Consider the following 19,388-nt stretch of genomic DNA (forward strand, 5'->3'; position numbering starts at 1 on the left):
ACCCCGCCCTGCCCGCCCATCCGCAACCGCCGGTGGCCGCGCCCTTCTGGGAGGAGCTGCTGCCATGAGCCTGCGCACCCTACATGGTCTGCAGCGTCCGCTGGGCAGCACCGGTCTCGAGATTTCCCCACTGGGCCTGGGCACGGTCAAGTTCGGCCGCGACCAGGGCGTGAAGTACCCCAACGGTTTCACCATCCCCGACGACCGCAGCGCCGCCGATCTGCTCAGCCTGGCCCGCGAGCTGGGCATCAACCTGCTGGACACCGCGCCGGCCTACGGCCGCAGCGAAGAACGCCTGGGTCCACTGCTGCGTGGCCAGCGCCAGCACTGGGTGATCGCCAGCAAGGTCGGCGAGGAATTCACCGATGGCCTGTCCAGCTTCGACTTCAGCGCGGCCCATACCCGCCGCTCGGTGGAACGCAGCCTGCGCCGGCTGGAGACCGACTGGCTGGACCTGGTGCTGGTGCATTCCGATGGCAACGACCTGGCCATCCTCCAGGACAGCGGCTGCTACGAGACCCTGGCCGAGCTCAAGCGCGAAGGCCTGATCCGCGCCTTCGGCTTTTCCGGCAAGACCGTCGCGGGCGGTCTCAAGGCGCTGGAGACCGGCGATTGCGCCATGGTCACCTTCAACCTCAACGAAGACGCCGAGATCCCGGTGATCCGAGCCGCCGCCGCCCAGGGCAAGGGCATCCTGATCAAGAAGGCCCTGGCCAGCGGCCACGCGGTGCTCGGTACCGGCCAGGATCCGGTGTGCGCGAGCTTCGCCCGGGTATTCGGCGAGCCCGGGGTGAGCGGTGCGATAGTCGGCACTATCGATCCCCTGCACCTGTCACATAATGTCCGTACCCTGGCCGAAGTGATCTCCGCTCGGCCCTGATCCAGAGCGTTTCGCTGAACCCTTGCCTTCGTCCGCTGGACGTCCTGCCCGGTCGCCCGGGACGGCGCGTCCGCGGCACACTACAACAGGAGTCGGCCATGCCCCAGCTCATCGCCCGCCACAATCCCAAGGCGTTCAAGACCCTGCCCCTTTCGGTCGAGGCCAATCATGACGGCCTCACCTACCAGGCGCTCGGCCAACCGCTGAATTTCAGCGAGATGCTGGAGCGGCGCAAGCCGATCGAGATCGAGGATGCCCAGCACTTCAGTGCGAAGCTCGCCAACCTGGGCGTCTCGGTGCGCCTGACGCTGAACTGGCAGGGCCAGGACCACTGGCTGCTGGTACGCCAGCGCCGGCCCGATCGGGGCGACGTGGTGCTCAAGCTGATATCCGGTTACATCCCGACCCACGAACTGGCCCTGCCGCTGCTCACCGCCGTACAGGAGGTGGCCGAGGAGTGCCTGATCGAGACGCCGCGCGGCTGGCTGGCCGGACGCTTCGCCGACACCTGGCTGCCGACGCCCTATGCCCCGGCCCTGCCCTACCGCGAAGACGTGGCCTTTCGCCTGACCCCGCGCTCGGGCGCGGCGCGGCCGGTGCGCTGCGGCAGCCTGGCGCTGCTGGAACGCCCCCGCGCCTATGTGCACACCCCCACCGCCTCGCTGCAACTGGTCTATGACCTGCTGCTGGAACTGCCCAAGGAATGCAAGGCGCCGAGTCTGTTCCACGTCGACGAGAAGATCGAGAACGGCCAGTTGCTGGCGCGCCTGGCGCGCCAGCGCCCGGACCTCTATCTGGTCGCCCTGGACGAAGGCAAGCCCACCGGCGAGCTCTACACCCTGTCCGCCGGCCAGCGCCTGCCGGTGTCGACCCGCGGCCTCTGGCTGTCGGAAAGCTTCGCCCGCCAGGACGGCTGGCTGGTCCACGACAGCCGGGTGCGCTGGCGCGACTGGCTGGAGCGCATGGCGCCCCAGAGCGCCCTGCAGCGGGCCTGAGGCCGACTCAGGCCACGCGCCCGACCGGTTCGCCCCCGGCGAGGCCCGTCTCCAGGGCCTCGATCACCATCTCGCCCATCCGCGTGCGGGTTTCCAGCGTGGCGCTGGCCCGATGCGGTTGCAGCGCTACCCGCCAATCCTCCCTCAGCGCCGCCGGTACGCGCGGCTCGTCGACGAAGACGTCCAGCCCGGCGCCGGCGATCCGCCCTTCGCGCAGGGCGGCGATCAGCGCGGCTTCATCGACCAGCTTGCCGCGGGCAATGTTGACCAGAAAGCCGTCCGGGCCCAACGCCTCCAGCACCTGGGCATCGATGATGCCGCTGGCCTGGTCCGCCGCTGCGGCGACCACCAGGGCATCGCTCTGGCGGGCGAGTTCGACCAGGTCACCAACGAAGGTGTGCTCGACATCGGTCATCGGCCGCAGATCGGTGTAGGCGACCGGGCAACCGAAGGCGGCGACCCGGGTGGCCACCGCCCGTCCGACCCGGCCCAGGCCGACGATCCCGACGCGCATGCCGCTGAAGCGGCGCGCCAGCGGCAACGGTGCCAGCGGCGTGGGACTGCTGGCCCAGTGGCCCGCGCGAACGAAGCCGTCGCCTTCCATGAGTCCGCGACAGGCGCTGATGAGCAGGCCTACGGCCAGGTCGGCCACGTCCTCGGTCAGGGCACCCAGGGTAGCCGCCACCTTGATGCCGCGGTCGCGGCAGTAGGCCAGATCGATGGCATCGGTACCGACCCCATTGACGGCGATCACTTCCACCGCCGGCAACTGCTCCAGCAGTGTCCGGGCGATGCCGGTATGGCCGCCGGTCACCACGCCGCGGATACGGGCACCGTGGCTGACGAGGAAGGCCGCCTGGTCTTCGATCTCGAAGTAGCGGTGTACCTCGAAGCGCTCGGCGAGGCGCTCGCGGATCGCCGGAATCAGGATGGCGCTGAGTTGCAGGATGACGGGTTTGCTCATGGGGAATTCCTCCACGGGTTTCAGCCGCGGCCGACGAAGGGCATCTTCGTCGCCATCACGGTCAGATTCAGGACGTTGGCCGACAGCGGCAGTCCGGCGATGTAGCGCACCGCATCGGCGACGTGCCGGACGTCGCACATGGGCTCCACGGCGATCTCGCCGTTGGCCTGACGCACGCCCCGGGTCATGCGCTCCGACAGTTCGGTGAGGGCGTTGCCGATGTCGATCTGGCTACAGGCGATGTCGTAGGCCCGACCATCCAGCGCCAGGCTCTTGGTCAGTCCCAGCACCGCATGCTTGCTCACCGTGTAGGGCGCGCTGAACGGCCGCGGGGCGTGGGCCGAGATGGAGCCGTTGTTGATGATCCGCCCGCCCTGGGGCGATTGGCGCCGCATCAGGCCGAAGGCCGCGCGGGCGCACAGGAAGACGCCAGTGACGTTGGTGGCGAGGACATTGTCCCAGTTGTCCAGCGGCAGCTCGTCGACCGGCACCGCGGGGGCGTTGACGCCGGCGTTGTTGAACAGCAGGTCCAGGCGCCCCAGCTCCCGCTCGATTTTGGAGAAAAGTCGCTCCACGCTGGCCGGATCGCGCACGTCGGTAGGGATCGCCAGGGCCTGCTGCCCCTGACCCAGGGCCTGGTCGACCAGCGCCTGCAACGGCTCACTGCGCCGCCCGGCGAGCACCACGGTGAAGCCCGCGTCAAGTAGGGCCAGGGCTACGGCCTTGCCGATGCCGCTGCCGGCACCGGTCACCAGGGCGATGCGCGGGGTGGAAGTCTCTTTCATTGTTGTTCTCCAGGATTCCAGGGTTGCGGGGGGTGGCCGACCGCCAGATCGAGCCGCCCGAGACCGGCGATGCCGGCGGTGATGACATCGCCCGCCGCGAGAGGCGCAACACCGGGCGGCGTACCGGTCATGAGCAGGTCGCCGGGCTGCAGCGGTAGGTAGCCGGACAGCAGGCTGATGGCCTCGGCCACCGACCAGATGAGTTCGCCCAGATCGGCGCGCTGCCGCTCCTCGCCGTTCACCGCGAGCCAGATGGCGCCCTGGATGGGATGGCCACACTGGGCTACAGGGAACAACGGCCCGATGGGCGCCGCCCCGTCGAAGCCCTTGGCCGCCTCCCAGGACTGGCCCTCGGCCTTGGCTCGGGCCTGCAGGTCGCGGCGGGTCATGTCCAATCCCACGGCGTAACCCCAGACGTGCTCGAGCGCCGTCGCCACCGGGATGCGGAAGCCGCCGCGACCTATGGCCACCACCAGTTCCACCTCATGGCAGAACTCGCTGGTGGCTGGCGGAAAGGGCACTTCACCTCGGGCGTCCATCACCGCGTTGGCAGGCTTCATGAAATACAGCGGCGTGGCCCCGCGGACGTCAGGCGTCCCGTCCCAGCCATAGTTGCGCCCCAGGCAGAACACCCGGCCGACGAAGAAGCGCTCGCCATGGCCGGCGATAGCGATGCTTGCAGGCGGCGGTGGCGCTGGCAGAGGCGGCAGAGGTGAGGCGAGGGAAGGGGTGGCATCGACGAGCATGGGGATCGTCCTGAGCGGTTGGGTGACCTCATGCTAGGAGAACGTCATCGAGGGGATTTGCAGTTTTCCGGCTATCGTCTGGACAAATGACGGCTCCTGAGCGGCGCGGACCAGGTCCCTCGACGGACCAAAGCCGCCGCTCCCGAATGGAGTGGCGGCTTTCTACGAGACCCACCCGCAGGCGCTTAGCGCGGGCGCAATTCGATGCGGTGCAGCCGACCGAGCAGGAAGGAGTAGGACAGCGTGCCCATCAGGGCCACCGCGCCGATGAACCAGAAGGCGTAGGCGAAGCTGCCGGTGTTCTGCACGATGAAACCGATCACCGTGGGGGTGACGATCCCGCCGATGTTTGCCGCCAGGCTGGTGAAGCCGCCAGTGACGCCGATCAGCTCCTTGGGTGCCACCTCCGAAACCGCCGCCCAGGACGCCGAGGCGATTCCTTGGGCGAAGAAGGCGCAGGTCAGGATGGCGATGCACAACAGGTTGGAGTCGGTGAAGTTGACCAACACGATGGACATGCCCAGTGCCGACCCCACCACCAACGGCAGCTTGCGCGCGAACGACAGCGAGCAGCCACGACGGATCAGCAGGTCCGATACCGCCCCGGCCAGCAGGATGCCCACGGTGGCGCCGACGAAGGGCAGCACGGCGAAGATGCCGACCTTGATGGTGCTCATCTGGCGTTCCTCCATCAGATAGGTAGGGAACCAGGTGAGGAAGAAATACAACGCCGAGGTGCTGGCGAACTTGCCCAGGCAGATCGCCCACACCTGCCGGTAGCTGAGCAGTTCAGCCAGTTGCCGCCAGTCGAAACGCGTACGCTCGCCCGCGCTCTTGACCAGGGCGCCGCCTTCTTCGATATAGGCCAGCTCCTCCGGGCTGACCTTCTTGCATTCGCTCGGATCGCGATAGAGCCACAGCCAGACCAGGCCGAAGAGGATGCCGGCGCTGCCGGTCACGTAGAACACGTGGCGCCAGCTGTAGTGAGTGGCGAGCCACAGCAAGCCCCCGGTGAACAGCGCCGTGCCGAGGTACTGGCCACAGACGTAGATGCTGCTGGCCATGCCGCGCTCGCGCGCCGGGAACCACACCGTGACCGCCCGGCTGTTGGCCGGAAAGGCCGGCGCTTCCAGCGCGCCGACGGCGAGCCGCAGGCCGAACAGCGACGCGAAGCCGCTGACCATGCCCTGCCCCACTGTCGCGGCGGACCAGGTGATCAGGGAAGCGCCGTACACCAGCCGCGAGCCGAAGCGATCGGCGATGAAACCGGCGGGCACCAGGGCGAAGGCGTAGGTCCAGGCGAAGGCGGAGAAGATCAGGCCCATCTGGACCTTGTCCAGGCCGAGGTCACGGGACAGGAAGGGCGCGGCGATGGAGATGTTCACCCGGTCCACGTAGTTGATGACGGTGGCCACCAGCAGCAACGTCAGCATGAACCAGCGGCGCCGCGTCGGCAGTGCCCGGGCGGCGGCATCGCCAATGGCGGCCGTCTTGGGAGAGGTAGAGAGAGTCGACATTCCAGAGCCCCTTTTTATTGTTGGAGAGCGCGTGGCGGGAGGTTTCCCGGGGCCGCCGGCGGAACGGCATTACCCCTGTTGCAACAGATGTAGGTTATCGTATGACTAAACCTTGACAACCGTCCGAGAAGCCTGGCGAAGGGGTCAGCCATCAAGTGCGTGGATAAATCCAGATTCCCCTAGGCGCCCCGGCACCTAGCCGGACGGGAATGGAGTCGCGGGCTAGAGCGGATCGAGTGAAGGCCGCTCATTGATCGACTTGGACGATCACCAGCGTCCGCGCAGCGACACCTTTACCGGCAGCGTTCCTGCGCCCGCCTTTGGAGAGAAAGATGCGTGCCACCCCCCGCGTTCCCACTTTTGGCATGCGCCAACGCAGTGCCAAGGCCGACTTCCATATCCGCGAAAAATCCTTTTCCACCGGCGAACCCCTGCCCCATCGCCACGAGTATTTCCAGATACAGGTCAATCTGGGCGCGGCGGGCAGCCAGCGCATCGGCAACGTCGAGCGGCCCTTCGCCGAACGCAGCCTGGCCTTCGTCCTGCCGCATCGGCTGCATCACATCCCGCCGGAGCCCGGTAGCCGGGCGCTGCTGCTGAACTTCGACCAGCACTTCCTGCTGCCCCACCTGAACTGCTCGCCTCTGGACCTGGAAGACGTCAGTCTGCAGCAGGCTCCCGAACTCGCCCCGTTTCGTTTCCAGGGCGAGCTGGATTTCGCCCTGGACGAGCAGGACTGGGCGGAGGTGCTCGCCCTGCTCGAGCGGATGCAGGCTCTGGATGCCGCGGCGGAACGCCCCTTCGGCACGCGGGAATACCTCAAGGGCTGTCTGCTGCAACTCATCGCGCTCGTCTGCCGGGCCTACGCCGATCCCCTGCAGGCGCTCGCTGCGGCCAATGCCACCCGACGCAACCGCCGCAACGCCCTGGCACGGATGACCGAGTACGTACGCCATCATCTTGCCGATCCAGAACTGGACCTGAAGACCGTGGCGGCAGCCAGCTTCCTGTCGCCAAACTACCTGTCGCACTGGCTGCGCAAGGAAACCGGCAAGACCTTCAGCGAACTGGTGCTGGAGCGCCGCATGCACCTGGCCAGGAGCCTGCTGCTGGACACCGAACTCTCGGTGGGCGAGATCGCCATGCGCTGCGGCTTCGCCGATGAAGCCTACTTTTCCCGGCGCTTCCGCCAGGCCCAGGGCGTACCACCCAGCCAGTTTCGCCGTCAGCTGGGCAGCTGAGCCACCGCCGGGCATGCCCGGGGTGGGCCGAACGGATCAGTCGCCACCGGCGCGGCGTTCACCGGTGACGCCGCCGGCCGCGGCCTGGACCCGGCCGGCTAGCCGGGAAAAGGGCAAGGTCTGGATCCACACGGTACCGTGGCCGCTCAGGGTCGCCAGCACCAGGCCTTCGCCGCCGAACAGCATGCTGCGCAGGCCAACCGCCAGCTTGATGTTGTAGTCGATACCGCTGGTGAAACCCACCAGGCAACCGGTGTCCAGGCGCAGGGTCTCGCCCCTGAGGTCCTTGCGGATCACCGTGCCGCCGGCATGCACGAAGGCCATGCCATCCCCCTCCAGCCGCTGCAGGATGAAGCCCTCGCCACCGAAGAAGCCGGCGCCCAGGCGCCGGGTGAAGGCCACGCCGATGCGGGTGCCCCTGGCGGCGCAGAGAAAGGAATCGCGTTGGCAGAACAGGGTGCCGCCCAGGGCGGCGAGGTCCAGCGGAATCACCTGTCCCGGATAGGGCGCGGCGAAGGCGACGTGGCGCTTCTCGCGCCCTTCGTTGGTGAAATGGGTCATGAACAGCGACTCGCCGCCGAGCATGCGCTTGCCGGCGCCCCAGAGCTTGCCGAGCAAGCCAGCGGAGCCGTCGCCCATGCGCGCGGTGAAGTCGATGTCGGCCTCCATGTAGGTCATGGCACCGGCCTCGGCGATCACAGTCTCGCCGGGATCGAGACCGATCTCCACCGCCTGCAGGGATTCGCCGAGAATGCGGTGGTCGAGGATATGGCTGGGCATGGTTGTCGAACTCCTGATGTAGCGTGGAAAACGGCGTAGCCTTTTCCGCTGTCCTGCGAAGGGGCAAGGCGCGTGGAAAACGCTGCGCGGTTTTCCACCCTACGAATCGGCGCCCACGTCTCGCAGCTCACCGGCGAAGCGCTCCAGGCGCCGCCGCAGGCGCCGGTTCTCGCGGCGCAGCTCTTCCACCTCGTCCAGCAGGTGCAGGGCCAGGGCGGTGGCGGGCCAGTCCAGTTCCAGTTCGCGCCTCAGGCGCACGGCGCGACGGGCGCGGTGCAGGGCGCCGGTATCGAAGTGCCACTCGGACGGGCGCTTGCCCCGCTGTGGCGCCAGGATGCCATGCTCGACGATCTCCACCACCACCGGCTCGCTTACCTCGCAGAGCACGCAGAATTCCTGTAGGACGATCAGACTGCTCATCAGACTCTCCTCCAGTCGCGGCGGGGATCGAAGGCCGCCCGCTCGGCCAGTTGGCGCCACAGCGCCTGGGTTTCTTCGTCGCCTTGAGGCGGCATCACCACCTTGAGCAGGGCATGCAGATCGCCCTGCCCGGCCTTGCCGGCCAGGCCCTTGCCGCGCACCCGCAACCGCGCACCATTCTGGCTGCCGGGCGGGATACTGAGCATGATCTGCCCATCCAGCGTCGGCACCTGCACCCTGGCGCCCAACGCGGCTTCCCAGGGGGCGAGCGGTACACTGACCACCAGATCCTGGCCGTCCACGTCGAACAGCGGATGAGGAACCAGGCGGATGACCAGATAGAGGTCTCCCGCCTCGGCACCGCCGAGCCCCGGCTCGCCCTGACCTTTGAGGCGGATGCGTTCGCCGTCGACGCTGCCGGCGGGAATCTTGACATTGAGCGTCTTGGTGGTCTCACCCACGCGGCGGCCCAGTTCATCCCGTTGCGGCAGACTGAAACTCAGCGGCTTGGTGCTGCCGGCCTGGCTCTCTTCGAGAAACAGCGGCAGCTCCAGTTCGATGTCACGGCCCCGGCGGGCGAAGCCGCCGTGCGGGGAACGCCCGGCGGCGCCAAACAGGGACTCGAAGAAGTCGGAATAGTCCTCGCCGAAACCGGCCTGGGGATCGCTGTAGTCGGCGCCGGAACCCGGCTGCCAGTCCGGCGGCACCTGGAAGCGTTCGCCCTGCTGCTGGTAGAGGCGTATCTGGTCGTATTCCGCCCGCTTGTGCGGATCGCGCAGGACGTCATAGGCCTCGGCCACCTCCTTGAAGCGGGCCTCGGCCTCGGCCTCTTTGCTCACATCGGGGTGGTACTTGCGCGCCAGCTTGCGATAGGCGGTCTTGAGGGTCTTGTCGTCGACGTCGGGGGCGACGCCGAGCACCTCGTAGTAGTCCTTGAAGTCCATCGTGGTCTCCAGTGGGAGGCTGCCTAGTGTGGTGCTACAGCGGTTCGCGCAAGAGTTGGCGAGTGATTTTTCCTCTTGGGCTGGGCGCCGCGACGAGTCATAGCAGGGCTATGGCGAGGAGTGGCAACAACGTCCAGGAGCAAAAAGCGCCGCCAAAATTGTGCAGTCAACTTCTGAAGCACCGCACTAAAGACCGCGACGCACGCCCGGGGGTTGCACGCAGCCGGTCAGTCACCGCGCTTGCGAAAGGCCAGGCTGCCGGCCAGCACTGTGAAGGTCGCCACCAGCGCCACCAGGATCCAGAAACCGTGGGGCGAGTCGGAGAGCGGGATGCCGCCGACGTTCATGCCGAAGAAGCCGGCGATGATGTTGATCGGCAGGGCCAGCACCGTGACCAGGGTCAGGGTGAACAGGGTGCGATTGGTCTGCTCGGCGGAGGCGGCGGCGATCTCTTCCTGCAGCAGCTTGAGCCGCTCCACCAGGGCGGCGAGGTCGTCCAGCACCCGGTCGAATTCCTCGGTCGCCTCGCGCAGGGTCTGGATGTCGTCGCGCCGCAGCCAGGCCGGTGGCCGGTTGAGCAGTCGCAGCAAGGAGCCCGGCTCCAGGGCCAGCAGCCGTTGTAGCCGCACCAGGGCGCGTCTCAGACCGCCCAGTTCGGCGCGACTGGCGGAGAGCCGCTGGGACAGCAGGCGATCCTCGATGGCATCCACCTTGACCGTGGTGTCGCGGATGATGCCGGTGAGCACATCGGCCTGATCGCGCAGAAGGTGCACCAGCAGCTCCAGGGTGGAGCCGAAGCCCTCGCCGCGACGCACCGCATGGCGCAGGCGATCCACCGAGCGCAGTGGCTGGGCGCGGGCGGTCACCAGCAGTCCCGGGCGGGCGCAGGCCCAGAGGGTGGCGACGTCCACCGAGACCTGGCCGTAGGCGAGGGTCACGTCGTTCACCACCCCGAGCAGGGTGTCGTCGGCCGGTTCCAGCCGGGTCGAATGGGAACCGGCGTGCAGGGATTCGAAGAATTCCTCGGGCAACCCCAGGTGCTCGCGCATCCAGCGTTCGGCGGCGGCGTGGGCCAGGTTGAAGTGCAGCCAGCGAAAACCGCCCTCTTCCGCCTCCCAGGGATCTTCCGGCGCCATGGTCAGGGCGCGGCCCGGCTGGCCGGAGGTGAAATGATAGGCGTAGAGCAGCCCCAGCCGTTCGGCGGCCGGATGCAAGGGGATCAACGTATTGGTCATGGCTACCTGCAAAGGGACGCGACATCAGGGCTCTTTAAGAGCCTGTTCAAAGTCTGCTGCGCGTCGGCCAAACAGCGTTGAAAACGCCCTCGGAATGCTCATTTACCCTTCGTAAATTCCGCTTCCTCAGCCCTTTTCGCCTTGTTTGGCTCTAGCTCGCTAGACTCTGAACAGGCTCTTAGCAGGCCCGGATGAACCTTTGATGACAGAGCCCCGGTCGGCAGCAGCCGGAGCGACGCCCCGAACGGGGCGCCACCCTTATTGCGGACGCATGTGCGGGAAGAGGATGACGTCGCGGATCGACGGCGAGTTGGTCAGCAGCATCACCAGGCGGTCGATGCCGATGCCTTCGCCGGCAGTGGGCGGCATGCCGTATTCCAGGGCGTTGATGAAGTCGGCGTCATAGTGCATGGCCTCGTCGTCACCGGCGTCCTTTTCCTGGACCTGCAGCATGAAGCGCTCGGCCTGGTCTTCGGCGTCGTTGAGCTCCGAGTAGGCATTGGCGATCTCGCGGCCGCCGATGAACAGCTCGAAGCGGTCGGTGACGCTGGGGTTGTCGTCGTTGCGACGCGCCAGCGGCGAGACCTCGAAAGGATACTCGGTGATGAAGTGCGGCTGCTCCAGCTTGCTCTCCACCAGCTCCTCGAAAATCATCACCTGCAGCTTGCCCAGGCCTTCGTGGCCGAGCACCTTGGCGCCGGCCTTCTTGGCGATGGCGCGGGCCTTCTCGACGTCCTGCAGGTCTGCCGCGGTAATGTCCGGGTTGTACTTGAGGATGGAGTCGTACACGGACAGGCGCACGAAGGGCTCGCCGAAGTGGAAGACCTTGTCGCCATAGGGCACGTCGGTGCTGCCGAGCACGGCCATGGCCAGTTCGCGGAACAGTTCCTCGGTGAGGTCCATGTTGTCGTGGTAGTCGGCGTAGGCCTGGTAGAACTCGAGCATGGTGAACTCGGGGTTGTGCCGGGTGGAGACGCCTTCGTTGCGGAAGTTGCGATTGATCTCGAAGACCTTCTCGAAGCCACCGACCACCAGGCGCTTGAGGTACAGCTCCGGCGCGATGCGCAGGAACATGGCCAGGTCCAGGGCGTTGTGGTGGGTCTCGAAGGGCTTGGCCGCCGCGCCGCCGGGAATGGTCTGCAGCATGGGGGTTTCGACTTCGAGGAAACCCCGCTCCATGAGGAAGCGGCGGATGTGGGCAATGACCTGAGAGCGTACGCGGAAGGTCTGGCGGACCTCCTCGTTGACGATCAGATCGACATAGCGCTGGCGATAGCGCAGCTCGGTGTCGGTCAGGCCGTGGTGCTTGTCGGGCAGCGGGCGCAGCGACTTGGTCAGCAGGCGCACATCGCTCATGTTGACGTAGAGATCGCCCTTGCCGGAGCGGGCCAGGGTGCCTTCGGTGGCGATGATGTCGCCCAGGTCCCAGCTCTTGACCGCTTCCAGGGTTGCCGCCGGCAGGGTCTTGCGGTCGACGTAGACCTGGATGCGCCCGCTGGTGTCCTGCAGCACCATGAAGGCGCCGCGATTGAGCATGATGCGCCCGGCCACCTTGACCTTGATGCCGGCGGCTTCCAGCTCTTCCTTGGTCTTGTCGGCGTACTGCTGCTGCAGGTCACCGGCCAGGCTGTCGCGGCGGAAGTCGTTGGGGAAGGGAATGGCCTGCTGATCGCGCAGCGCGGAAAGCTTTTCCTTGCGCTGGGCGATCAGCTTGTTGTCTTCCTGTTCCTGGGCTTGGGGATCTAGGGGTTGTTCGCTCATGTCTGCTGTTTACCTGGGGTGCTGACCGTAGGAGCGGCTCATAGCCGCGATAGAGCTCTATCGCGGCTATGAGCCGCTCCTACAGGAAGTGATGGATTAAACGCCCTGCTTGAGGCTGGCTTCGAGGTATTCGTCCAGATCGCCGTCGAGCACCTTGTCGCAGTCGCTGCGTTCCACGCCGGTGCGCAGGTCCTTGATCCGCGAGGCGTCGAGCACATAGGAACGGATCTGGTGGCCCCAGCCGATATCGGACTTGGAATCCTCCAGGGCCTGGGACGCGGCGTTGCGCTTCTGCATCTCCAGCTCGTACAACTTGGCCCGCAGCATCTTCATGGCGGTGTCCTTGTTGGCGTGCTGGGAGCGTTCGTTCTGGCAGGCCACCACGGTGTTGGTGGGCACGTGGGTGATCCGCACCGCGGAGTCGGTGGTGTTCACGTGCTGACCGCCGGCGCCCGAGGAGCGGTAGGTGTCGACGCGCAGATCCGAGGGGTTGATCTCGATGTCGATGTTGTCATCGATCTCGGGCGAGACGAACACTGCCGTGAACGAGGTGTGGCGACGGTTGCCCGAGTCGAAGGGACTCTTGCGCACCAGGCGGTGCACGCCGATCTCGGTACGCAGCCAGCCGAAGGCGTATTCGCCCTTGATGTGCACGGTGGCGCCCTTGATGCCGGCGACCTCGCCTTCGGACAATTCGACGATCTCGGCGCTGAAGCCGTGCTGGTCGGCCCAGCGCAGGTACATGCGCAGCAGCATGTTGGCCCAATCCTGGGCCTCGGTGCCGCCGGAGCCGGCCTGGATGTCCAGGTAGCAGTTGTTCGGGTCCATCTCGCCGCTGAACATGCGGCGGAATTCCAGCTTCTCGAGGATGCCGCGCAGGCGCTCCACCTCGGCCGCCACGTCATCGACGGCGCCCTGGTCTTCCTCTTCGGCAGCCATTTCCAGCAGGTCGGTGGCATCGGCCAGGCCGCCGTTCAACTCGTCCAGGGTACCGACCACCTGGGCCAGCAGGGCGCGCTCGCGGCCAAGATTCTGGGCGTACTCGGGCTTGTTCCAGACAGCGGGGTCTTCGAGCTCGCGCTCGACTTCGACCAGACGATCCTTCTTCAGATCGTAGTCAAAGATACCCCCGAATGGTCTCGGTGCGGCTGGAGAGGTCCTTGATGCTGGTGACGATCGGGTTGATTTCCATGGGGGAAACACTCGCGAGAAAAGCTGTGGAAAAGCTCGCGAGTATAACCCAGTCGGCGGCGAAACTCAGAGTGCGACGGGGATTCGCCGCCGGCGGGAGCTCAATCGGCGTCGAGATCGCGGTGGCGGGTTTCCGGCAGGCACAGCAGCCCCACCACCAGGCTGACGCCGGTCACCAGCACCGGGTACCAGAGGCCGTAGAAGATGTCGCCGGTATAGACCACCAGGGCAAAGGACACCGTCGGCAGGAAGCCGCCGAACCAGCCGTTGCCGATGTGGTACGGCAGCGACATGGAGGTGTAGCGGATGCGTGTGGGGAACAGCTCCACCATCAGCGCCGCCAGGGGTCCGTAGCAGAGGGTGGCGATCAGGATCAGGGCGAAGATCACCGCCACCACCATGGGCTTGTTGACCTGGGCCGCATCGGCCTTGGCCGGATAGCCGGCGGCCTGTACCGCCGCGCGCAGGGCCGGTTCGTCGAAGCCGACGATGACCTTGTCACCGACGTTGACCTGCACCGCGTCCCCCGGTGCCGCCGCCACGCTGCGGTAGGGCAGCCCGCTCTTGGCCAGCAGCGTCTTGACCCTATCGCAGGGACTGTCGAAGCGCGCCTTGCCCACCGGGTCGAACTGGAAGGTGCAGGTGGCCGGGTCGGCGGTCACCACGATGGGCGCCTGCTGGCTGGCCTGGTAGATCTGCGGATTGGCGTAGTGGGTCAGGGCCTTGAACAGCGGGAAGTAGAGCACCGTGGCCAGCAGCAGCCCCAGCATCAGGATCGGCTTGCGCCCGACCTTGTCCGACAGCCAGCCGGCGATGACGAAGAAGGGGGCGCCCAGGATCACGCTGATGATCAGCAGGTTGTTGGCCAGCACCGGGTCGAGCTTGAGGGTCTGGGTGAGAAAGAACATCACGTAGAACTGCGACAGGTAGAAGGTCACCGCCTGGCCGCCGTTGATGCTGAACAGCGCGATCAGCACCACCTTGAGATTGCTCCAGTTGGTGAAGGAATCGCGGATCGGTGCCTTGCTCTGCTTGCCCTCGGCCTTCATGCGCAGGAAGGCCGGCGACTCGTGCATGGACATGCGGATCCAGGTGGAGATGGCCAGCAGGAAGATCGACAGCAGGAACGGCAGGCGCCAGCCCCAGACCTCGAACTGGTCGCCGGTCAGGTAGCGGCAGACCAGGATCACCACCAGCGACAGCAACAGCCCCAGGGTCGCGGTGGATTGCAGCCAGCTGGTGTGGGCGCCGCGCTTGCCGGGTGGCGCATGCTCGGCGATGTAGGTGGCGGCACCGCCGTATTCCCCACCCAGAGCCAGGCCCTGCAGCAGGCGCAGCACCACCAGGATGATGGGCGCGGCCATGCCGATGCTGGCGTAAGTGGGCAACAGACCGACGCCAAAGGTGGCGATGCCCATGAGGATGATGGTGGCGAGAAAGGTGTACTTGCGGCCGACCAGGTCGCCCAGGCGTCCGAACAGCAGGGCGCCGAAGGGTCGCACCACGAAGCCGGCGGCAAAGGCCAGGAGGGCGAAGATGAAGGCGGTGGTGTCGTTGACGCCGGCAAAGAACTGCTTGCTAATCACCGCCGCCAGGGCGCCATAGAGAAAGAAGTCATACCACTCGAAGACGGTCCCCAGGGACGAGGCGAAGATCACCTTGCGCTCTTCGCGGCGACTGCTGGCTGCGCTGGGTTGTACCCGGGGTTGGGCATAGTCGGACATCGCACGTTCTCCTGACCCGGGATCGCCGGGCTGATTGTTGTTATGGGCGACAGCTACTACGGTGGAAACGGCGGGAGGCCCCGCCGTCGGTGAAACCGGATGGACGCATCTAGGCAGCGGAGACCGCGCTGGCCCTGGCGATCGCGGCGGGCAACTCGTGGCGGCCCTGTTCGCGGGCCTCGGCCAGCATGAAGGTGGCCGCCTGCTCGGCGATCATCAGGGTCGGCGAGCAGCTGTTGCCCGAGACCAGGGTCGGCATGATGGAGGCGTCGGCCACCCGCAGCCCCGGGATGCCATGTACCCGCAGGCGCGCATCGACCACGGCGTCGGCGTCCTGACCCATGCGGCAGGTGCCGGACGGATGGAAGATGGTGGTGCCTATGGCCCCTGCGGCCTGCTGCAACTCCGCTTCGCTCTGGTAGGCCGGTCCCGGCAGATATTCCTCGGGCCGATAGGCGGCCAGGGCCGGGGCGGCGACGAGGCGCCGGGTCAGGCGGATGGCATCGGCGGCCACCCTGAGATCCTCCGGCGCGCTGAGATAGCGCGGCTGGATCAGCGGCGCGGCCAGCGGGTCGGCGCTGCGGATGCTCACCTGGCCACGACTGGCCGGGCGCAGGTTGCACACCGAGGCGGTAAAGGCGGGAAAGCCGTGTAGCGGCTCACCGAAGCGCTCCAGCGACAGCGGCTGTACGTGGTATTGCAGATTGGCCGAGGGTTGCGCCGGGTCGGAGCGGGCGAAGGCGCCCAGCTGACTCGGCGCCATGGCCAGGGGGCCACTGCGCTTCCAGAGGTATTCCAGGCCCATGCCCAGCTTGCCCCAGAGACTGCCGGCCAGGGCATTGAGGGTCGGCACGCCGTGCACCCGATAGATCAGCCGCAGTTGCAGGTGATCCTGCAGATTGCCGCCCACCCCTTCCAGCCGGTGCCGGACACCGATACCCAGGCCTTCGAGCAGACCGCGCGGACCGATGCCGGAGCGCTGCAACAGGGTCGGCGAGCCGATGGCGCCGGCGCAGAGCACGATCTCCCGCCGCGCCATCAGGCGAAGGGGTTCGGCCTGGCCCGGCAACCGCGCCAGCACCGCCCGTGCCCTGCCCTCCTCCAGCAGCACCCGCTCCACCTGCACACCGGTCAGCACCTGCAGGTTGGCGCGCTGACGGATGGGTTTGAGAAAGGCCTTGGCGGCATTCCAACGCACGCCATTGCGCTGATTGACCTGGAAGTAGCCGCAGCCTTCGTTGTCGCCGGTGTTGAAGTCTTCCACCGGCGCGATACCGGTTTCGCCCGCGGCACTGCGAAAGGCGTCGAGCAGCGTCCAGTGCAGACGCTGCCGCTCGACCCGCCATTCGCCCCCGGCACCATGAAAGGCCGAGGCGCCATCGCAATGATCTTCCATGCGCTTGAACAGCGGCAGCACGTCCTGCCAGCCCCAGCCGGGATTGCCGGCGGCGGCCCAGCCGTCATAGTCGCGGGCCTGGCCGCGCATGTAGATCATGCCGTTGATGGAGGAGCAGCCGCCCAGCACCCGCCCGCGAGGATAGTTGAGCGCGCGGCCACCCAGACCCGCTTCCACCTCGGTCTTGAAGCACCAGTCGGTGCGTGGATTGCCGATGCAGAACAGATAGCCGACGGGGATGTGGATCCAGGGATGGTTGTCACGGCCGCCGGCTTCCAGCAGCAGCACACGATGACTCGGATCGGCGGACAGCCGATTGGCCAGCAGGCAGCCGGCCGGACCGGCGCCGACGATGATGAAGTCATATTCCGCAGCAGGACCGGGCATGACGTTCCCTCGCTTTTTTGTTGTTGTGGTCCCTATCCTAGTGTCGTCATCCGCGAACAACAGTCGCAGAAAACGGGCAACGGCTGTGCATTTCTGAACAGTGACCAGCAAGCGGCCCGGCAGACAGGCCTAGACGAGGAAAAGGGATGTTCGACTGGAACGATCTGCGGGTTTTTCTGGAGGTCCAGCGCCATGGTCGCCTGCTCACCGCCGCTCGCAGTCTGGGCGTCAGTCATGCGACCGTCGCCCGCCACCTGGAGGCCCTGGAGCGCGCCCTGGGCAGCCAGCTGCTGGTGCAGCAGGCAAGCGGCTATCAGCTCACCCCGGCCGGTCAGGCGCTGCTCGCGCATGCCCAGGCGATGGAAGAAGCCGCATTGCTGGCCCAGGAGGCGGTAACCCAGCGCCTCAATCCGCTGGGCCAGGTGCGGGTCGGAGTGACCGAGGGCCTGGGCACCGGCTTTCTCGCCCAGCGCCTGGGGGCGCTGCTGCGCGACTATCCCGGGCTGGAAGTGGAGCTGGTGTCGGTGCCACGCTTCGTCAGCGTCACCAACCGCGAGGCGGACATCGCCATCACCCTGGAAAGACCCACCGCCGAAGGCCTGATCGGCCGGCGGCTGACGCCCTATCGCCTGAGGTTCTATGCCAGTCGCGCCTATCTGGATCGGGCACCCGCGCTGGACGCCCAGGCCGATCTCGGCGAGCAGACCTTCATCGGCTACGTCGATGACCTGCTGTACACCCGCGAACTGCAATTCATCCAGGGCCTCTGCCCCGAGCCACGCATCGTCTTTCGCAGCACCAGTGTCATCGCCCAGCGCGAAGCGGCCTGTGCCGACATCGGCATCGCGGTGTTGCCCTGCTATCTGGTGGGCCAGAACACCCCCTTGGAGGGCGTGCTCCCGGAGCGGTCCTTCACCCGCGAGTACTGGATCTCGACCCACCGGGAGCTGCACCGCTCAGCGCGCCTGCGCGTGGTCTGGGATTTCCTGCTGCAGCTCTGCGCGGCGGAGCGGAGCGTCCTGCTGGGCGAGGAACGCCCGCTCGCCTAGCCGTCAGACCGCCGCGGCCTCGCGTTCCAGCTCGGCGCGCAAGCCGGGTTCCAGGCGCAGCTGGCGCGCCAGCTCGTCCAGGTAGGCCTTTTCCATATACTGCTGATCGTCGATCAGCATCAGGCTGGCCAGGTACATCTCGGCGGCCATCTCGGGCGTTTCCGCGGCGGCGGCGACCTTGGCCGGATCCAGCGGCTGCTCCAGTTCGCGCTGCAGCCAGCTGCGCAACTCGGGATCGTTGTCCAGCTTGGCCATCTCGGCCTCGATCGCCTGGCGCTCCTGGTCATCGACGTGACCATCGGCCTTGGCGGCCGCGATCAGGGCGATCAGCACCGCCCGGCCATGGGCCTCGGCTTCGTGCTCCGGTACCCGATCCACGGTACGCGGCTCGACGGCCGCCGTCCCCTGGGCCTGATTGGCCTGCCAGGACTGATAGGCCTTGTAGGCCACCATGCCGAGGGCCGCCAGACCGCCATAGCCGACCGCCTTGCCACCCATGGCGCGACCGCGCTTGCTGCCCAGCAGCGCGGTCAGGGCCCCGGCCGCCAGGCCGCTGTTGCCCAGCCCGGAGAGCAGACCGCCCAGGGAATCCTTGCCGGTGGACGCCGTGCCGGGTCGGGAGGCCGAGTGACCGGTCTTCTTGGCCAGCGCCTGCTGGCCCGCCTTGAGCAATTGATCAAGCAAACCGCGGGTGTTCATGGATGACCTCCATAGAGTCTGGATTCAGCCCTCTAGGACCGCTGACCACGCCGTCTGGCTCCCGCCACCTGCTTACCGGATATTGCCGGGGTCGCCGTTGCGACCAGCCGGTCGATACAAAATATTGCTGACCGCGGACCGCCCACGGCGCTACTCTTGCGCCTTCCCCCTGCAGTTGCCGGAGACACCCCATGCGCTCGCGTCTGGCTGTGCTGTTCGCGCTTTCGCTCGCCCTCACCGCCGGCCAGGTTCAGGCCGCCGCCGAGGACGCACGCCTCATCGCCAATCGCTACCTCGATGCCTGGAACGATCACGATGCCGAGGCCGCCAGCGCCCTGCTCGATCCCAAGGTGCAGTATTTCGACAGTGGCGCCGCCACCACCGAGACCAGCCGCACCCAGGCCCGCGACCGGATCGTCAAGGTCACCCTCAAGGCCGTCCCGGATCTGCAGGTGAAGATGGTGCACAAGCCGGTCATCGGCCCACGCAGCATTGCCTTCGAATGGGAACTGACCGGCAACCGCGTCACCGCCACCGGCAAGCAACCGGTCAAGATCCGCGGCGCCAGCATCATGAAGATCCGCGACGGCCGCATCTGGTACCTGGGCGACTACTACGACAGCGACGCCCTGGAGGCGATGCTGCGCCCGGCCAAGCCCTGAACCGGGAAGCCA

General features: G+C 66.9%; 18 protein-coding genes. 5 read left to right on the forward strand and 13 right to left on the reverse strand.

The window, feature by feature from the left end; genetic code table 11:
- Positions 1–64: 64 nt before the first annotated feature.
- The gene (locus OMP44_RS23815; protein WP_280311488.1) at positions 65–880 is read left to right on the forward strand and encodes an aldo/keto reductase; all 816 of its coding nucleotides are present in this window, start codon (positions 65–67) and stop codon (positions 878–880) included.
- 98 nt (positions 881–978) lie between these two features.
- A complete protein-coding gene (locus OMP44_RS23820) occupies positions 979–1,875 on the forward strand; it encodes a metal ABC transporter ATPase (protein WP_280311489.1) in 897 nt (298 codons plus the stop codon).
- A gap of 7 nt (positions 1,876–1,882) precedes the next feature.
- Here the strand turns inward: OMP44_RS23820 and OMP44_RS23825 are convergent, their stop codons facing one another.
- The 4 genes from OMP44_RS23825 to OMP44_RS23840 form a co-directional block, all read right to left on the reverse strand.
- Complete coding sequence (locus tag OMP44_RS23825) at positions 1,883–2,839, reverse strand: 2-hydroxyacid dehydrogenase (protein WP_280311490.1); 957 nt, start codon at positions 2,837–2,839, stop codon at positions 1,883–1,885.
- 20 nt (positions 2,840–2,859) lie between these two features.
- Complete coding sequence (locus tag OMP44_RS23830) at positions 2,860–3,624, reverse strand: SDR family oxidoreductase (protein WP_280311491.1); 765 nt, start codon at positions 3,622–3,624, stop codon at positions 2,860–2,862.
- The gene (locus tag OMP44_RS23835) at positions 3,621–4,370 is read right to left on the reverse strand and encodes a fumarylacetoacetate hydrolase family protein (protein ID WP_133862605.1); all 750 of its coding nucleotides are present in this window, start codon (positions 4,368–4,370) and stop codon (positions 3,621–3,623) included. Before OMP44_RS23835 ends, OMP44_RS23830 begins: the two co-directional genes overlap by 4 nt.
- Positions 4,371–4,555: 185 nt before the next feature.
- Positions 4,556–5,887: an MFS transporter gene (locus OMP44_RS23840; protein ID WP_280311492.1), complete on the reverse strand. Its 1,332-nt coding sequence runs from the start codon at positions 5,885–5,887 to the stop codon at positions 4,556–4,558.
- 332 nt (positions 5,888–6,219) lie between these two features.
- On the opposite strand from OMP44_RS23840, the gene OMP44_RS23845 reads away from it, so the two are divergent.
- Positions 6,220–7,128, forward strand: a complete 909-nt coding sequence (locus OMP44_RS23845; RefSeq protein ID WP_133862607.1) for a helix-turn-helix transcriptional regulator — start codon at positions 6,220–6,222, stop codon at positions 7,126–7,128.
- A 36-nt stretch (positions 7,129–7,164) separates the two neighbouring features.
- Here the strand turns inward: OMP44_RS23845 and OMP44_RS23850 are convergent, their stop codons facing one another.
- The 8 genes from OMP44_RS23850 to OMP44_RS23885 all read right to left on the reverse strand — a co-directional run bounded on the left by OMP44_RS23850 (position 7,165) and on the right by OMP44_RS23885 (position 16,966).
- Complete coding sequence (locus OMP44_RS23850) at positions 7,165–7,908, reverse strand: TIGR00266 family protein (RefSeq protein ID WP_280311493.1); 744 nt, start codon at positions 7,906–7,908, stop codon at positions 7,165–7,167.
- Between the two features lie 99 nt (positions 7,909–8,007).
- Positions 8,008–8,328: a chaperone modulator CbpM gene (locus OMP44_RS23855; protein ID WP_133862609.1), complete on the reverse strand. Its 321-nt coding sequence runs from the start codon at positions 8,326–8,328 to the stop codon at positions 8,008–8,010.
- The gene (gene cbpA / locus OMP44_RS23860) at positions 8,328–9,272 is read right to left on the reverse strand and encodes a curved DNA-binding protein (RefSeq protein WP_133862610.1); all 945 of its coding nucleotides are present in this window, start codon (positions 9,270–9,272) and stop codon (positions 8,328–8,330) included. Before cbpA ends, OMP44_RS23855 begins: the two co-directional genes overlap by 1 nt.
- 227 nt (positions 9,273–9,499) lie before the next feature.
- Positions 9,500–10,507: a transporter gene (locus OMP44_RS23865; protein WP_158891300.1), complete on the reverse strand. Its 1,008-nt coding sequence runs from the start codon at positions 10,505–10,507 to the stop codon at positions 9,500–9,502.
- Positions 10,508–10,765: 258 nt separating this feature from the next.
- A complete protein-coding gene (lysS, locus tag OMP44_RS23870; protein ID WP_133862612.1) occupies positions 10,766–12,268 on the reverse strand; it encodes a lysine--tRNA ligase in 1,503 nt (500 codons plus the stop codon).
- Between the two features lie 96 nt (positions 12,269–12,364).
- Positions 12,365–13,460 (reverse strand): peptide chain release factor 2 gene (prfB, locus tag OMP44_RS23875; RefSeq protein WP_133862613.1). Its coding sequence is split into 2 segments (ribosomal slippage): positions 12,365–13,387 and positions 13,389–13,460, totalling 1,095 coding nucleotides; the frame shifts between segments, so codons are not numbered across the junction.
- A gap of 100 nt (positions 13,461–13,560) precedes the next feature.
- Complete coding sequence (locus OMP44_RS23880) at positions 13,561–15,183, reverse strand: MFS transporter (RefSeq protein WP_280311494.1); 1,623 nt, start codon at positions 15,181–15,183, stop codon at positions 13,561–13,563.
- A 109-nt stretch (positions 15,184–15,292) separates the two neighbouring features.
- Positions 15,293–16,966: a GMC family oxidoreductase gene (locus OMP44_RS23885; RefSeq protein WP_280311495.1), complete on the reverse strand. Its 1,674-nt coding sequence runs from the start codon at positions 16,964–16,966 to the stop codon at positions 15,293–15,295.
- Positions 16,967–17,112: 146 nt separating this feature from the next.
- Here OMP44_RS23885 and OMP44_RS23890 point away from each other — a divergent pair, with 146 nt between their 5' ends.
- Positions 17,113–18,015, forward strand: a complete 903-nt coding sequence (locus OMP44_RS23890) for a LysR family transcriptional regulator (RefSeq protein WP_280311496.1) — start codon at positions 17,113–17,115, stop codon at positions 18,013–18,015.
- A 3-nt stretch (positions 18,016–18,018) separates the two neighbouring features.
- On the opposite strand, the gene OMP44_RS23895 is transcribed toward OMP44_RS23890, so the two are convergent.
- A complete protein-coding gene (locus OMP44_RS23895; RefSeq protein WP_280311497.1) occupies positions 18,019–18,714 on the reverse strand; it encodes a tellurite resistance TerB family protein in 696 nt (231 codons plus the stop codon).
- Between the two features lie 191 nt (positions 18,715–18,905).
- Here OMP44_RS23895 and OMP44_RS23900 point away from each other — a divergent pair, with 191 nt between their 5' ends.
- Positions 18,906–19,376, forward strand: coding sequence for a nuclear transport factor 2 family protein (locus OMP44_RS23900; RefSeq protein ID WP_280311498.1), 471 nt, complete (start codon positions 18,906–18,908; stop codon positions 19,374–19,376).
- Positions 19,377–19,388 lie beyond the last annotated feature (12 nt).

This window comes from Pseudomonas flavocrustae (genome assembly GCF_029872515.1).
GTDB classification, from domain to species: domain Bacteria; phylum Pseudomonadota; class Gammaproteobacteria; order Pseudomonadales; family Pseudomonadaceae; genus Chryseomonas; species Chryseomonas aestiva.